We start from the raw sequence: 15,868 nt of genomic DNA on the forward strand, positions 1-15,868 counted from the left end.
CGTTTTCCTGAAAGGATGGCCGGATGCAGAACCGCCCCGTCGCCCCCGTCGACCTTGAAGCCGCAGCCCAGTTGTGGGCCGCCTACGCGGCAGCGCACCCTGCTCGGGTCCTCGCGGCGCCCGAATACACCGTCGAACACTTCGGGGATTCGAAACGGCTCGCTGACGAGCTGCTCGCCCTGGTCCTGAGCGGTCGAAAGCGGGCGACCGCTGAACTCGTGCTGGATTTCACCGCCCGGGGCGACGAGGTGCCGCGGATCGGATCCCACTGGATAGCGTGCGACGGCGACGGGGTGCCCCGGGTGATCATTCGCAGCACCGAGCTCCGGATCGGTCCGTTCAGCAGCGCCGACGCGGCGTTCGCCCGCGATGAAGGTGAGGACGACCTGAGCCTTGAGAGCTGGCAGCGCGAACACCGCGCCTATTGGACGCGCACCAGCGCCGCGGCCGGCCGCGAGTGGTCGGAGCTGGACGAGATCGTCTTTGAGCGCTTCGACCTGGTCTGGCCGCCCGGCGTCGCGGACGCTTCGGACTAGCTCGCCGTTGCCCGGGCGAGGAGCTGGGCGCGGACCTCGGCGGGGCGGTTGGTGGTGAGCTCCTGGATGCCCAGTTCCCGGCAGAGGTCGACGTCGGCCGCCGAGTCCACCGTCCAGACCCGGAACCGGCGGCCCGACGCGAGCCAGCGTCGAACGGTGCGGGAATGCCCGCGGACGTAGCCGATGCCCGGCCCGGCGAGGCCCACCTCGCAATCGTCCAGGATGCGTTCCCCCTCGGTCTGAGCGGCCTTGAGGACGTTGGCCAGCGCGCCGCCGGTGACGGCGCCCAGGCCGAGTTCCTCCCGGATTTCCACCACGTTCACGTCATCCACCAGCTGGCAGATGGCGGAGGCGGGCACGGACCGGAGCAGGTGTTTGACCGAGTCCGGGCTGAAGCTCATGAAGGACACCCGGATGTTATCCAGCATCGACGTCTCCCGGTCCCAGCCCTCGGCCTCGAGGATTTCCAGGACCCGGTCCTCGAGTTTGAGCTGGAAGGGGCTGGGGTGCTTGAGTTCGACCGCCAGTCCGATCTCGCGGCCGGCCAGGCGCAGCAGGTCCAGCAGCTCGGGCAGGGTCAGGAACTGCGCGGAGGGGGCGCCGTACTCCTCGGGGATGCGGGCGCCCTTCCAGGAGCAGAAGTCCAGCAGGCGGAGCTCCTCGAGGGTGCGGTCCGCGACCGGGCCGGTGCCGTTGGACGTACGGTCCAGGGTCGCATCGTGGATCAGCACGGCATGCTGGTCGCGGGTGAGGTGGACGTCGCACTCGACGCCGTCGGCGCCGTCGGCGATTGCCTGCAGGTACGCGGCGCGGGTGTGCTCGGCGAAGGCGCCGCTGGCGCCCCGGTGGGCGTACACCAGCGGGCGGGCGGCGGCGGACTCCTCGGTAGTCATGCTGACACGTTAGCGGACGTCGGTAACGGATGCGCGGATAGGCTGGGCACATGCAGGTGAACACTGAACGACCAGCCCGTACCGCCGTCCCCCCGGCCGGCGTCGAACACCGGCTCTCACCCGCAGACGCCGAAAAGGCCGCGGCGCTGCGGAAGATGAAGCTGCTGGCTGTGTCGTTGCTGATCGGCATGGCCGTCATCTTCGTCATCGCCTTCGCCCTGCAGAAGCAGTACCCCTGGCTGGAGTACGTCCGGGCCGCGGCCGAGGGCGGGATGGTGGGCGCGCTGGCGGACTGGTTCGCCGTCACCGCGCTGTTCAAATACCCGCTGGGCCTGAAGATCCCGCACACCGCCATCATTCCCCGGCGCAAGGACCAGATCGGGGCGTCGCTGGGCGAATTCGTGGAAACCAACTTCCTCTCCGAGCAGGTGGTCAAGGAGAAACTGGCCAGCGTGGACGTCGCCCGCAAGGTCGGCGGTTGGCTGTCCGGCCCCGGCGGTCCCGAGCGTGTGGCCAAGGAAGGCGCGGCCGTGATCCGCGGTGCATTCAAGGTCCTCAACGACGACGATGTCCAGGCCGTGATCGAGGGCATGGTCCGCCGGCACCTGCTCGCTCCGCCCTGGGGCCCGCCGGTGGGCCGGCTCGCGGAGCGGGTCTTCGACGACGGCCACCACCACGCGCTGGTGGACCTGCTCGTGGACCGCGCCGTCGACTGGGTGCGGGACAACCACGAGACGGTCAACCGGCTGGTCACGGACCGCTCCCCCTCGTGGGTTCCGACGTTCGTCGACGGGCTGGTGGGCGACAAGGTGTACGTCGAAATCCTCAAGTTCACCCGCGCCGTGCAATCCGATCCGCAGCACCAGGTCCGGCTCTCCATCGACACCTATCTGAAGTCGCTGGCGCAGGACCTGCAGCACGATCCGGTCATGATTGCCCGGGCCGAGGGCGTCAAGGCCCAGGTGCTCGGCGATCCCGAGGTGCGTGAACTGGCCTCCCGCACCTGGGGCACCGTGAAGTCCGCGCTGCTCACCGCCGTCGACGACCCCGACAGCGAACTGACGGTAAGGTTCAAGGCCGCGGTGCACGACTTCGGCACCCGGCTGGTGGTGGACCCGGAGCTGGCCGGCAAGGTGAACGCCTGGATCGGCGACGCCGCCGGATACCTGGTGAACAACTACCGCTCGGACATCGCGGGTGTCATCACCGACACGGTGGCCCGCTGGGACGCCGAGGAGACCTCGGAGAAGATCGAACTCCAGGTCGGCAAGGACCTGCAGTTCATCCGGATCAACGGCACCGTGGTGGGGGCGCTGGCCGGCCTCGCCATCTTCACCGCGGCCAACCTGGTCTTCGGCTGACCCAGCGCGAACGGACACTTAAGGCCCGCCCCACACAGCCCGAACGACACTCAAGGCCCGCCCCACACAGCGCGAACGGACACTTCGCGCCCTGCGCTGCCGGGTGGCGGCACACATGTGTTCCGGGCACACTTAGTTCGTGGCTGACTCTGAGGCAGTAACGACGCAGGGTTCGACAGTTGAGGACTGGACGCGCGCATTGGCGGAATCCGCGGGTTCGCCGGGAGGTGGTGCCGGGGCTGGGCTGATGCTAGCCATAGCCGCGTCACTGACGTCCATGGTCGCCGGATACACCGACGCCGACGAGCACCAACGCGCTGAACTCGACAACGTTCATGCCCGGGCGCGGTCCCTGCGGGAAGCTGCCCTCCAACTGGCCGACGACGACTCGTCCGCGTCAAAAGCGTTCGGGGCCGCGTTCCGGCTCGAGCGCGGTCCCGAACGCGAGGACGCCATAAAGAAAGCCTCCGTCGAAGCCGCAAAATCCTCCGCGCTGCTCGGCAAGCAGGCCATCGGTGCCATCACAGACCTGGAATGGCTTGCCACCAACGGCAATCCAGCGCTTATCGCCGATGTCGTCGTCGCTTTCGGCGCCCTACGGGCAGCGCTGACAGGAGCACGCACAAACGTCAGCTACGATCTCTCCACCCTGACCTCTGCCGGCGCCACACTCGAGCAGATCCGCCACGAGCACCCGGATTTGTGGACGACCGTGGAGCGGCTTAATGCCGCCCTGGGCCGGATCGACAAACTCACGGCCGAAATAGATCACCGGGCCGCCCCCACCGACGCCCTCTGACCGGGCGCAACACGGCCGCACGGGCGCAGCCAAAGAGGGTCTTGCCGGTCAGAACACTCGGATCCCGCTGGGCATGACCACTCCGTCAACGGGCCGGTCGTGGCTCTCGCGCGGTACGGCTTCAAGGAACTCGTCGTCGTAAATGACCGCGAATACCGCTGGAGGTTCCTCCAAAGACGCAAGAGCCCGGTCGAAGTACCCGCGGCCCCATCCCATCCGCATTCCCGAACCGTCAACCGCAGCTGCGGGAATAAGTAACAGATCGACGGTCTGGAACACACCGGCTGGCACCACCTCACCGATCATCTCGGAGATGCCGAACAAGCCAACCTGCTCGCGGCCGCCTGATGCAGGTACCCAGTCCAGCAACCCGTCCTGCCTGCTCACCGGAACGAGAACCTCCACGCCATTCGCGGCGGCCCAGGCCAGGAACGGCCGGGTGTTCGGTTCGTCCCCGCCGGAGAGGTAGCAGGCCACCAAGCCAGGGGCCCTGTGACGGACCAGAGCTACCAGGTGCTCTGTCAGGCCGGCCGTTACCGTCTCCTGCTCTCTCGCCGGGAGGCTGCGGCGGCGGAGACGAATCTCGGCGCGCAAGTTGGCCTTTGCATCTCGTACTGAAACATGCGTCGTCATGCTAGGTCCCGGGCCCTCGTCGAGACCCGCGCGTAGCCGGTCTCGTTTCCCAGGCAGGCGCCGCGCCTGTCCCTTTTGCAGCCCCGTCTCATGCCACCAAGCTAGCAGGAGGCTGTGTCCGTTCGCGCCCTGCACAAGAGCGCGAACGGACACTTCGCGCCCAGCGCTAAGGGCCCCAAGTGTCCGTTCGCGCTTCCGGGGGGCCCCAAGTGTCCGTTCACGCTTCCGGGGCGGGGCGGGTCAGGCGGGGGCGACGGTGGCCTTGGGCCGGGCGCGCATGGCGAAGACCGTGAACGCCAGCGCCACCAGCGCGGTGACCACCAGCAGCATGAGCCCGATCGAATAGCTGCGCGACGCGGCGTCGTAGGTGGCGCCCATGATCAGCGGCGGGAAGTAGCCGCCCAGGCCGCCGGCGGCGCTGACCACGCCGGACACGCTGCCCACCTTCCCGGCCGGGGCGAGCACCCCGACCCACGCGAACACGCCGCCGGTGCCCAGGCCCAGGGCGGCAGCCATCGCGACGAACGTCAGCCCGGCGGGGACATCGCCGTCGGGTTGCAGGTTCACCACCCAGGCGAGTATCGCGACCCCGGCGAGCGAGACCACCACGACGGGTTTGGGTCCGAACCGGTCCGCGAGCACTCCCCCGACGGGCCGGGCCAGCACGGCCGCCAGGGCGAAGCCGGCCGTGCGCGCGCCGGCGGCGCTCGGGTCGAAGCTGTAGATGTCGCGCAGGTACGTCGGCAGGTAGGTCGCGAAGGACACGAAGCCGCCGAAGACGACGGCGTAGAGGAAGCACATCTTCCACGTCACCGGGGTTTTGGCGGCGTCGATCAGCTTGGGCAGCACCGGGGCGTCGTTGCGGTGCCAGGCCGGGGATTCCTTCATCAGGAACCAGACCAGCGCGGCCATGACCACCAGGACCGCGGCGATCAGCAGGTGCGTCGGAAAGTAGCCGATCCAGGCCACCAGCCGCGGGTTCAGGAACGCGGCGAGGGCGGTGCCGCCCATCCCGGCGCCGAACACCCCGGTGGCGAAGCCGCGCCGCGACGGATGGTACCAGGCGCTGACGAAGGGGATACCGACGGCGAACACGGTGCCGGCCACCCCCAGCAGGAGCCCTGCGCCGAGCACGAGCGGGAAGGACCGGATGCTGCCGCCGACGGCGACCAGCAGGATCGGCACGACGGCGGCGAGCAGGACGAAGCTGAACAGGGCCCGGCCGCCGTACTTGTCCGTCAGGGCGCCGACGACGATCCGGCCCAGCGATCCGACGAAGACCGGCATGGCGACGAGGATCCCCGTGGTGGCCGGGGTGAGTTGGAGGTTCTGCGTGTAGAACGCCCCGAGGGTGGCCACCGAATTCCAGGCCCAGAACCCCGCCACCGAGGCCGCGGTGGCGAGCACGAGGTTGAGCGTCTGTCCTGCCGGCGCGGTTGCCGCCGTCGCCGCCGCCGCGGGCGGGGTTACTTCGGCCATGGCGGCCTCCTCTCGGTGCGGCGGCGCGGTCCCGGCGCCGCGGGCGGGTCAGCGGTTCCGGGTGTCACGGTCGCGGGTGCCGACGGCGGACCAGCCGGGCCGCGCGGCGGTGGAGGGCGTGCGGGTGGCGGCCCCCGCCTGGACCCCGCGGCGTTTGCCGTTCCGGTCCCGGTCGCGGGAGCGGTACACGATGTAGGGCCGGAAGAGGTAGTGGAACGGCGCCGTGAACGCGTGGACCAGCCGGGTGAACGGCCAGATCACGAACAGCGCCATGCCCACCAGGGTGTGCAGGTGGAAGGAGAACGGGGCTTCCGCCATCGCCGCGATGTCGGGTTGCAGGATGAACAGCGAGCGGAACCACGGGGACACGGTCTCGCGGTAGTTGTGTCCGTGCTCGCCCTCGAACACGCTCACCAGCGTGGTCCAGAGCCCGAAGACGATGGCCGCGGTGAGGACGACGTACATGGTCTTGTCATTCTTGGTGGTGGCCATGAAGACCGGCCCGGTGGTGCGCCGCCGGTAAATCAGCAGGATGATCCCGCCAAGCGTCCCGACCCCGGCAATCCCGCCGACCAGCAGGGCGTTGAAGTGGTAGAACTCCTGACTCATCCCCACGGCCTCGGTCCACGCCATCGGAATGACCAGGCCGAAGAAGTGCCCGGCGATCACGGCAAGCAGGCCGAAATGGAACAGCGGCGACGCGATCCGCAGCAGCCGGGACTCGTAGAGCTGGGAGGACCGGGTGGTCCAGCCGAACTGGTCGTATTTGTAGCGCCAGATGAGGCCGCCGACCAGAACCACCACCATGACGTAGGGCAGGACCCCCCAGAGCACGATATCGAGCACCGACAGCTCCATGGTCAGACCCCCTTCACGGGCAGCAGGCGCGGGTCGTACGGGTCCAGCCCCACGGCCTCGGTGGGCGGCCCGTACCCGGCCATCCGCATGACGGCCTGCTCATCCGCGGGCGACTTTCCCGGCAGCGTCGCGCAGACGGCCTGCAGGATCCGGGCGTGCGGCAGCCCGTCCCGGAGCAGCCCGAAGCGCAGCATCTCCAGGCTGGCCCGGTACCGGCCCAGCAGCCCGCGGCCGGCCTCAAGGTCCACCCGGGCGGCGTATTCCAGCACCATGGGAAGGTAGTCCGGCAGTTCCCCCTGGGTGTCGACCAGCACGTCGCTTTGCCGGTAGGCAGCCTTGAAGCTGCCGAGCACCTCGCCGCGCCGACGGGTGTCCCCGTCCGTCCAGTACGACAGGTGCAGGGCGTGGCGCTTGCCCAGGTCGAACTCCCGGACGTAGCCGGCCTGGCTTTCCATCAGCGGCGTGCTCTCCAAGGCGTCCAGCACCTCGTCGAAGTCCGCCCCCGCACCGGGGAACTCGGCGAGCGCGGCCCGCATCAGCGGGACCTTGCCCAGCAGGTCCTCGTCCGGGTAGGACAGGCACCACGCGGCGGCGAGGTAGAGCACCCGGTCGCGGCGGCTCATGGCTGGTCCTCCGCCGCTGCCAGGGTGCCCGGTTCCGGCCCCTTGTCCGGGAAGAGCCCGGGCGGGGCGCCGCGGCCGTCCCAGTTCAGCAGGTTCACCCGTCCGCGCAGCCCGGACCCCTCTTCGAGGCCGCCGGAGGTCTGCCGGTCCCGGAGCGCGTTGAAGGTCTCCACCGCCACCGGCACCGGCCTGCCGCTGGCCTCGCCGAACGGTGAGGTGTCCTGCATGCCGGGGCCGCCGTCGAAGTCCAGGGAGCAGCCCATTTCCTCCAGGTCGTGGGCCTGTTCCACGTGGGCCTTGGGGATGACGTAGCGCTCCTCGTACTTCGCGATCGCCATCAGCCGGTACATCTCGTACATCGTCTGGCTGTCCATCCCCACGGACGCGGGGATGGAATCGTCGGGGTCGTTGCCCAGGCTGATCCCGCGCATGAACGAGCGCATCGCGGCGAGTTTCCGCAGCACCGCGGTGACCCGGTCTGTGTCCCCGGCGGTGAAGAGTTCGGCGAGGTATTCCACCGGGATGCGTAGCGCGTCGATGGCGCCGAAGAGGTTGCCGGCGTCCTCGCCGTCGTGCCCCTGGTCGCGCAGCAGGTCCACCACCGGGGAGAGCGGAGGGACGTACCAGACCATCGGCATGGTCCGGTATTCGGGGTGCAGCGGCAGCGCCACCTTGTAGACCTTGGCCAGGGCGTAGACCGGCGAGCGCCGGGCCGCGTCGATCCAGTCCTCCGGGATGCCCTGGGCCCGCGCCTCGGCCTGCACGGCGGGGTCGTTGGGGTCCAGCAGCACGTCCATCTGGGCGTCGTACAGTTCCTGCGGGTCGGTGACCGCGGCCGCGGCGGTGACCGCGTCGGCGTCGTACAGGAACAATCCCAGGTACCGCAGCCGGCCCACGCAGGTCTCCGAGCAGACCGTCGGCAGCCCCACCTCCACGCGGGGGTAGCAGAAGGTGCACTTTTCAGCCTTGCCGGTCTTGTGGTTGAAGTAGATCTTCTTGTAGGGGCAGCCGGTGACGCACTGTCGCCAGCCGCGGCACCGGTCCTGGTCCACCAGCACGATCCCGTCCTCGACCCGTTTGTAGATCGCCCCGGACGGGCAGGACGCCATGCAGGAGGGGTTCAGGCAGTGCTCGCAGATCCGCGGCAGGTAGAACATGAAGGTCTGCTCGTAGGCGAACTTGATCTTGTCCTCGGACTCGCGCCGGACCTTCTCCACGATCGGGTCCAGGTGCCCGTGCTCGGCGGAACCGCCGAGGTCATCGTCCCAGTTCGCGGACCAGGTGATCTTGGTGTCCTCGCCGGTGATCAGGGACTTGGGCCGGGCCACCGGGAAGTCCTTGCCCAGCGGCGCGTCCACCAGGGTCTTGTAGTCGTAGGTCCACGGCTCGTAGTAGTCCTTGAGCTCGGGCTGGACCGGGCTGGCGAAGATGCCCAGCAGCTTCTTGACCCGGCCGCCGGCCTTGAGGACCAGTTTGCCGCGCTTGTTCAGCACCCAGCCGCCGTGCCAGCGCTCCTGGTCCTCGTAGCGGCGCGGGTAGCCCTGCCCGGGACGGGTTTCGACGTTGTTGAACCAGACGTATTCGGTGCCCGCCCGGTTGGTCCAGGCCTGCTTGCAGGTCACCGAACAGGTGTGGCAGCCGATGCACTTGTCCAGGTTCATCACCATTCCCATTTGTGCCATCACGCGCATCAGTACTGCACCTCCTGGGAACGACGGCGGACCGTGGCCACCATGTCGCGTTGGTTTCCGGTGGGGCCGAGGTAGTTAAACGCGTAGGCCAGCTGCGCGTACCCGCCGATCAGGTGCGAGGGTTTGACCAGCAGCCGGGTGACGGAGTTGTGGATGCCGCCGCGCCGGCCGGTGGCCTCGGATTTGGGGACGTCGATGGTGCGTTCCTGGGCGTGGTGGACGTAGACGACGCCGGCGGGCATCCGGTGGCTGACGATCGCGCGGGCTACAAGGACGCCGTTGATGTTCGTGCACTCCACCCAGTCGTTGTCCCGGACCTTGATGGACTCGGCGTCGGCGGGGCTCATCCAGACCGTCGGGCCGCCGCGGGAGAGCGAGAGCATCAGCAGGTTGTCCTGGTATTCGGAGTGGATGGACCATTTGGAGTGCGGGGTCAGGTAGCGGACCACCACCTCCAGGGCGCCGTCCCGGCCGAGTTTGGGTTCGCCGTAGAGCCGGTGCATGTCCAGCGGCGGCCGGTAGACCGGCAGCGCCTCGCCGATGTCCCGGATCCAGTCGTGGTCCAGGAAGAAGTGCATCCGGCCGGTCAGGGTGTGGAAGGGCTTGAGCCGCTCGATGTTGATCGTGAACGGCGCGTACCGGCGGCCGCCGGTCTCCGAGCCGGACCACTCCGGCGAGGTGATCACCGGGACCGGGCCGGCCTGGGTCTGGGCGAAGGTGATGAACTTTTCCTCCGACCCCTCGGACAGGTCCGCCAGCTTGCGGCCGGTGCGGACCTCCAGGTCCTTGAAGCCCTGGACGGAGAGCGCGCCGTTGGTGGTGCCGGAGAAGGCGAGGATGGCCTCGGCCAGTTTGGCGTCGGTGTCGATCGCGGGGCGCCCGTCGGCGGCGCCGCCGAGCATGACGCCGTTGGTCTGACCGAGCCGCTTGAGCGGGCCGGCGAGGTTGTAGGTGACGTTCTTGACCGTGAAGCCGAGTTTGCCCGCCAGCGGCCCGACGGCGGCGAGCTTGTCCGCGATGGCCGTGTAGTCGCGCTCCACCACCGATAAGACCGGCATGTTCTGCCCCGGGACGGCGGGAATGCCGTTCTCCCGCCAGTCGCGGACCACCCCGCCGGGTTGTGCGAGCTGGCCGGGGGTGTCGTGCTGCAGCGGGACGCTGACCAGGTCCCGTCGGACGCCCAGGTGGGTCTTCGCGAGCCGGGAGAACTCCCGGGCCAGCAGGTGGAAGGTGTCGAAATCGGTCTTGGTCTCCCACGGCGGGTCGATCGCCGGGGTGAAGGCGTGCACGAACGGGTGCATGTCGGTGGAGGACAGGTCGTGCTTCTCGTACCAGGTGGCGGCGGGGAAGACGACGTCGGAGAGCAGGGTGGTGGAGGTCATCCGGAAGTCGGCGGAGACCAGCAGGTCCAGCTTTCCCTCCGGCGCCTGTTCATGCCATTTCACGTCCCGGGGTTTGAGGCCCTCGGCGTGGTCTTTGCCCAGGACGTTGTTGTGGGTGCCGAGCAGGTTGCGGAGGAAGTACTCGTTGCCCTTGGCGGAGGAGCCGAACAGGTTGGAGCGCCACAGCACGAGCGTCCGCGGCCAGTTTTCAGGGGCGTCGACGTCCTCGATGGCCGGGTTGAGGGTGCGGTTCTTCAACGCGTCGGCGATGTAGCCGGGGGTGTCCTTCGCGGTGCCGGCGGCGACGGCGGCCTCCGCCTCATCCGCGAGGTCCAGCGGGTTCCGGTCGAACTGCGGGTAGAACGGCATCCAGCCCAGCCGCGCGGACTGGGCCATCGCGTCCGCCGTGTGCATGCCGTCCAGGGAGCCGGTGGACAGCGGCGACTTCAGCGCGTCCGCGGAGTAGCCGTCCTGCCGCCACTGGTCGGTGTGCATATACCAGTACCCGGTGCCGATCATGGTCCGCGGCGGCCGGCCCCAGTCCAGGGCGTTGGCCAGAGAGACCCAGCCGGTCATGGGCCGGGTCTTTTCCTGGCCGACGTAGTGCGCCCAGCCGCCGCCGTTGCGGCCCATGCAGCCGGTCAGCATCACCAGGGCCAGCACCGCCCGGTAGGTGGCGTCCCCGTGGAACCACTGGCAGATCCCGGCGCCCATGATGATCATGGACCGGCCCTTGGACTCTTCGGCGTTGCGGGCGAATTCGCGGGCCACCCGGATGCAGGCCTGCGCCGGGACGGAGGTGATGCCCTCCTGCCAGGCGGGGGTGTAGGGCGTTGCAGCGTCCTCGTACCCGGCCGCCCAGTCCCCCGGCAGGCCTTCGCGGCCGACGCCGTACTGGGCGAGCATCAGGTCGAAGACGGTGGTGACCAGCCGGCCCTCGAGTTCGATGACGGGAACGCCGCGGCGCAGCACGCTGCCGGCGCCGTCGGCGTCCTCAAAGCACGGCAGCAGGATCTCGGCGCTGTCGCCGGAGACCTCGCGCAGCGACAGTGCCGGGTCGATTCCCTCGAGGTCCAGGTTCCACTTTCCCTCGCCGCTGCCGGAGTAGCGGAACCCGAGGGAGCCGTTGGGGACCGTCGGCCGGCCCGCGGCCTTGTCGAAGACGACGGTTCGGAACGCGGCGTCGTCGGCGCCGGCCTCGGCGGGGAGGTCCTGGGCGGTGAGGAACTTCGCCGGGGTGAGGGTCCCGTCGTCGCGCCGTTCCAGGGTGACCAGGAACGGCAGGTCGGTGTACTGCCGGACGTAGTCGGCGAAGAACGGGACCTCGCGCTCGACGAAGAACTCCTTGAGCATGACGTGGCCCATCGCCATCGCCAGGGCGGCGTCGGTGCCGGCCTGGGCGGGGAGCCATTCGTCGGCGAACTTGGTGTTGTCCGCATAGTCCGGGCTGACCGTGACCACCTTGGTGCCGCGGTAGCGCACCTCGGCCATCCAGTGCGCGTCCGGGGTTCGGGTCACCGGCACGTTGGAGCCCCACATCATCAGGTAGCGGGCGTCCCACCAGTCGCCGGATTCCGGGACGTCGGTCTGGTCGCCGAAGACCTGGGGGCTGGCCACGGGAAGGTCCGCGTACCAGTCGTAGAACGAGGTCATCACCCCGCCGATCAGCTGGATGAAGCGGGTGCCGACGGCGTGCGAGACCATGGACATCGCCGGGATCGGGGAGAACCCGGCGCACCGGTCCGGCCCGTAGGTCTTGATCGTGTTGACGTGCGCGGCGGCCGCGATTTCGACCGCTTCCTGCCAGGAGACCCGGACCAGGCCGCCCTTGCCGCGGGCCTGCTGGTAGCGGCGGCGCCTTTCCGGATCCGCCGCGATCTCGGCGAAGGCCAGCACCGGGTCTCCCAGCCGGGTCTTGGCCTCTCGGTACATCTCCACCAGCACACCGCGCGCGTACGGGAACCGGACCCGGGTGGGCGAGTAGGTGTACCAGGAGAACGCCGCGCCGCGCGGGCAGCCCCGGGGCTCATATTCGGGGCTGTCCGGGCCCACCGAGGGGTAGTCCGTCTGCTGGGATTCCCAAGTGATGATGCCGTCTTTGACGTACACCTTCCAGGAGCAGGATCCCGTGCAGTTCACCCCGTGCGTGGAGCGGACCACCTTGTCGTGGCTCCAGCGGTCCCGGTAGAAGATGTCGCCCTTGCGGCCGCCGTCCCGGAACACCGCCCTGCCGTCGTCGGTCTGGTCCCATTTCGTGAAGAACCGGCCCAGCTTCAACATTGCATCCGAGGCGGGTCCGTCCAACCCCGCGGCGCCTTCGGCAGTCATGCCCCCAAAGCTAGGTCCCGCCTTGCGCCCTCGAATAGGGCCCTAAGGCACTGGCGTCACAGTCGTCACTCCAGACCCAGCGCGGAGCGCACCCCCGCGCGAACGGACACTTCGCGCCCTTCCAGCGGGGCCTCAATTGTCCGCTCGCGCTCCTGGGGGCCTCAAGTGTCCGTTCGCGCTTCGGGGTGGGCGATAACTGTCCGTTCGCGCTCTAGGCGAAGGGGGCGAGTTCGACGCCGGCCCGCTCCAGCGCGGAGCGGACGGCGGCCGCCACCGCCACCGATCCGGGGGTGTCGCCGTGCAGGCACAGCGAGTGCGGCGTCAGCCGGACAACGCTGCCGTCGACCGCCGTGACCTCGCCCTTCAGGGCCAGGCGCAGGGCCCGTTCGACGATCTCGTCGGGGTCCTCGATTACGGCTTCCTCTTCCAGGTGCGGCACGAGGGTGCCGTCCGGGAGATAGGCGCGGTCGGCGAAGGCCTCGTGGAAGACCGGGTTGCCGGCTTCACGGGCGAGCTCAACGAGCGCGGATCCTTCCAGCCCCAGCAGGGGCAGTCCCGGGTCGTAGGCCTGGACGGCGGCGACGACGGCGGAGGCCTGTTCGGCGTCGTGGATCGTGCGGTCGTAGAGGCCGCCGTGCACCTTGACGTAGTCCACCGAGGCGCCCACCGCATGGGCCACGCCGTCGAGCGCCCCCAGCTGGTAGAGCACGGCCCCGAACAGGTCGTCGAAGCTCAGGTCCATCGCCCGGAGGCCGAAGCCGGCGAGGTCCGGGTAGCCCAGGTGCGCGCCGACTCTAACATCGAGTTCATAGGCCGCGCGGCAGGTGTCCAGCATGGTGACGGGGTCCCCGGCGTGCAGGCCGCAGGCCACGCTGGCGCTGGTGACCAGCGGAAACATTGCGGCGTCGTCGCCCATGGTCCATGAGCCGAAGGACTCGCCGAGGTCAGCGTTGAGGTCCACCGGTACCCCTTCAGCCCTGGTTCCGGGCGTCGCCGGGGGCATCGATCTTCGGGGCGGCGGCGCCGGGCTGCAGCTCGCCGGGGATGGTTTCCGGCAGGGCGCCGAAGGCTTCCTTGGCGTTGGCGACGACGGCGCGGCCCATCATCCGGTTGCCGACCCCGCCCACCACGGCCCCGACGCCGAAGGGCAGCGCCCGGCCGAGCAGCGCGGTGCCCTGGCGCTTGAGCAGGTTCCGCAGGAAGGCCCGCTGGATCCGTTCGCGGACCGAACCGAACCCGATGAGCGGGGCCCTGCGCGCGAAGAGCGTGCCCCAGGCCTGGGTGGGGCCCTTGCTTTGGCCCGCCGCCTGGCCGCTGAGGGAGCTAAGCAGCGCGGTGCCCTCTTCGCCGAGCATGATGGCCATCACCAGCGTGCTGGCCTTCTCGGGGTCGACCATGCGGACGCCGTGGAGTTCCGCCAGCGAGGTGGCGTACAGGGCGGTGGCCTCCAGGAAGCCTACGGTCGCGGCGGCGGAGAGCCCCAGGGCGGCCACGGTTCCCACGCCGGGAATGACGGCGGAGCCGCCAACCAGCGCACCTCCCCCGGTCACGGCGACCAGGTAGTCGCGTTCCAGGATGGCGGCGAGCTGGGCTGCGGTGGCCCGGGGGTGTTTGCGCTGCAGCCGGCGGAGGTTGGCCAGGACCAGCGGCCGCTGGATTTCCACGGCGCGCAGGAGGACGTTGTGGACGCCGGGCTTGGGCTTGCCGTCGGCGTCGAACATCGCGCTGTGGGCGGTCTTCTGGGCAATCTTCATTGCCGGGTTGCTGCGCTGGGCCATCATCGCCTCTCCTGAACCATAAGGGTGCTGAATGTCATCCAGGCTTAACAGTAGGCCACGTGCGGCCGGGCGGCGGCCGGAGGCATCTGCCTCCGGTCACCGCCCGGCTCTCCCGTGGCGCGCGGCTTAGCGCGGGGTGCGGATCAGTTTCTTGTTCACGAACTCCTCCATGCCGAACCGGCCAAGCTCGCGGCCGACGCCCGAGCGCTTGACGCCGCCGAAGGGCATGTCCGCCTGGGTCTGGGCAACCGAGTTGATGAACACCATGCCGGTGTCCAGCTGGTCGGCGACGTCCTGGGCCTTCGCGGGGTCGGCGCTGAAGACCGATCCGCCCAGGCCGTACGGCGAGCCGTTGGCGAGTTCGATTGCTTCCTCGACGCTGGCCACCTTGTAGATGACGGCGGCGGGTCCGAACAGCTCCTCGGAGAACGCACGCATCTCCGGGGTGACGTCCGTGAGCACGGTGGGCTCCACGTAGGCGCCGGGTCCGTCCACCTTGTGTCCGCCGGTGCGCAGGGTGGCTCCCTTGTCCACGGCGTCCTGGATCTGCTCGACCAGCCCGTCCGCGGCGCTCTGGGAGGACAGCGGACCGAACCGGGTGTCTTCCTGCAGCGGGTCGCCCGGCGTGATCCGGGCCATCCGCTCGGTGAACTTCTCCACGAAGGGCTCGTAGAGGTCTTCGAGGACGATGAACCGCTTGGACGCGGTGCAGGCCTGGCCGGCGTTGCCCATGCGGCCGCCCACGGCGGCCTTGACGGTGGCATCCAGGTCATCGGAGTCGAGCACGATGAAGGGGTCGCTGCCGCCGAGTTCCAAGACGTACTTCTTGAGGTTGCGCCCGGCGACCTCGGCCACGGCCGCGCCGGCCCGCTCGCTGCCGGTCAGGGAGACGCCCTGGACGCGGGAGTCCGCGATGATCTCGGCGACCTGGTCGTTGTCCAGGAACAGGTTGGTATAGGCGCCCTTCGGCAGGCCGGCGTCGTGGAAGATTTCTTCGATCGCAAGGGCCGACTGCGGGCAGCTACCCGCGTGCTTAAGCAGGATCGTGTTGCCCAGGACCAGGTTGGGTGCGGCGAACCGGGCCACCTGGTAGTAGGGGTAGTTCCACGGCATGATGCCCAGCAGGGGGCCGATCGGGGTGGAGCGCACCAGAGCGTCACCGCCGCCCTTGACCTGCAGCGGCTCGTCCTTGAGGAATTCCGGGCCCTCGGCGGCGTAGTAGTCGTAAATCGATGCGACGAGCTTGACCTCGCCGCGGGCCTCGACCACGGGCTTGCCCATCTCCGTGGCGATCAGGCGCGCGAGTTCATCCTGGCGTTCCCGGTACAGTTCGGCGACCCGGGCCATCACCTTCGCCCGGGCTTCGACCGGGGCCGTGCGCCAGTCCCGGAACGCCTGTTCCGAGGCCGCGAGCGCTTCTTCCACCTGGCCCGCGGTTGCGAGCGGGAATTCCTTCAACGTTTCTCCGGTTGCGGGGTTCACTGTCTTGTAGGCAGTCATGTATCCA

The 15,868-nt window shown here is 69.2% G+C and carries 13 protein-coding genes; 3 read left to right on the forward strand and 10 right to left on the reverse strand.

Annotation, left to right across the window (positions count from 1 at the left end; translation table 11 throughout):
• The first annotated feature begins 23 nt into the window (after positions 1 to 23).
• A complete protein-coding gene (locus tag ACTWLI_RS04815; protein WP_445155530.1) occupies positions 24 to 536 on the forward strand; it encodes an ASCH domain-containing protein in 513 nt (170 codons plus the stop codon).
• Here ACTWLI_RS04815 and ACTWLI_RS04820 read toward each other — a convergent pair.
• Positions 533 to 1,429 (reverse strand): glycerophosphodiester phosphodiesterase, encoded by an 897-nt coding sequence (locus tag ACTWLI_RS04820; RefSeq protein ID WP_445155531.1) that lies wholly within the window; start codon positions 1,427 to 1,429, stop codon positions 533 to 535. The genes ACTWLI_RS04815 and ACTWLI_RS04820 overlap by 4 nt on opposite strands.
• Before the next feature lie 50 nt (positions 1,430 to 1,479).
• On the opposite strand from ACTWLI_RS04820, the gene ACTWLI_RS04825 reads away from it, so the two are divergent.
• Positions 1,480 to 2,790, forward strand: a complete 1,311-nt coding sequence (locus ACTWLI_RS04825) for a DUF445 domain-containing protein (protein WP_445155532.1) — start codon at positions 1,480 to 1,482, stop codon at positions 2,788 to 2,790.
• Between the two features lie 139 nt (positions 2,791 to 2,929).
• Positions 2,930 to 3,589 carry a cyclodeaminase/cyclohydrolase family protein gene (locus tag ACTWLI_RS04830; RefSeq protein WP_445155533.1) on the forward strand — a complete coding sequence of 220 codons (660 nt, stop codon included), beginning with the start codon at positions 2,930 to 2,932 and terminating at the stop codon, positions 3,587 to 3,589.
• A 48-nt stretch (positions 3,590 to 3,637) separates the two neighbouring features.
• On the opposite strand, the gene ACTWLI_RS04835 is transcribed toward ACTWLI_RS04830, so the two are convergent.
• The 9 genes from ACTWLI_RS04835 to ACTWLI_RS04875 form a co-directional block, all read right to left on the reverse strand.
• Entirely contained in the window at positions 3,638 to 4,222 is a 585-nt protein-coding gene (locus ACTWLI_RS04835; RefSeq protein ID WP_445155534.1) for a 5-formyltetrahydrofolate cyclo-ligase, read from the reverse strand.
• Positions 4,223 to 4,462: 240 nt separating this feature from the next.
• Complete coding sequence (locus tag ACTWLI_RS04840; protein WP_445155535.1) at positions 4,463 to 5,701, reverse strand: MFS transporter; 1,239 nt, start codon at positions 5,699 to 5,701, stop codon at positions 4,463 to 4,465.
• Positions 5,702 to 5,749: 48 nt separating this feature from the next.
• Positions 5,750 to 6,559: a respiratory nitrate reductase subunit gamma gene (narI, locus tag ACTWLI_RS04845; RefSeq protein ID WP_445155536.1), complete on the reverse strand. Its 810-nt coding sequence runs from the start codon at positions 6,557 to 6,559 to the stop codon at positions 5,750 to 5,752.
• Between the two features lie 2 nt (positions 6,560 to 6,561).
• Complete coding sequence (narJ, locus tag ACTWLI_RS04850) at positions 6,562 to 7,182, reverse strand: nitrate reductase molybdenum cofactor assembly chaperone (RefSeq protein WP_445155537.1); 621 nt, start codon at positions 7,180 to 7,182, stop codon at positions 6,562 to 6,564.
• Positions 7,179 to 8,873 carry a nitrate reductase subunit beta gene (gene narH, locus ACTWLI_RS04855; RefSeq protein WP_445155538.1) on the reverse strand — a complete coding sequence of 565 codons (1,695 nt, stop codon included), beginning with the start codon at positions 8,871 to 8,873 and terminating at the stop codon, positions 7,179 to 7,181. Before narH ends, narJ begins: the two co-directional genes overlap by 4 nt.
• A complete protein-coding gene (locus ACTWLI_RS04860) occupies positions 8,873 to 12,583 on the reverse strand; it encodes a nitrate reductase subunit alpha (RefSeq protein WP_445155539.1) in 3,711 nt (1,236 codons plus the stop codon). The genes narH and ACTWLI_RS04860 overlap by 1 nt, the downstream gene beginning before the upstream one ends.
• A 211-nt stretch (positions 12,584 to 12,794) precedes the next feature.
• Positions 12,795 to 13,544 (reverse strand): LamB/YcsF family protein, encoded by a 750-nt coding sequence (locus ACTWLI_RS04865; protein WP_445155540.1) that lies wholly within the window; start codon positions 13,542 to 13,544, stop codon positions 12,795 to 12,797.
• A gap of 10 nt (positions 13,545 to 13,554) precedes the next feature.
• Positions 13,555 to 14,361 (reverse strand): hypothetical protein, encoded by an 807-nt coding sequence (locus ACTWLI_RS04870; RefSeq protein WP_445156123.1) that lies wholly within the window; start codon positions 14,359 to 14,361, stop codon positions 13,555 to 13,557.
• A 126-nt stretch (positions 14,362 to 14,487) separates the two neighbouring features.
• Entirely contained in the window at positions 14,488 to 15,861 is a 1,374-nt protein-coding gene (locus tag ACTWLI_RS04875; protein WP_445155541.1) for an NAD-dependent succinate-semialdehyde dehydrogenase, read from the reverse strand.
• Between the last annotated feature and the right edge of the window lie 7 nt (positions 15,862 to 15,868).

It is taken from the genome of Arthrobacter sp. Hor0625 (genome assembly GCF_052567525.1).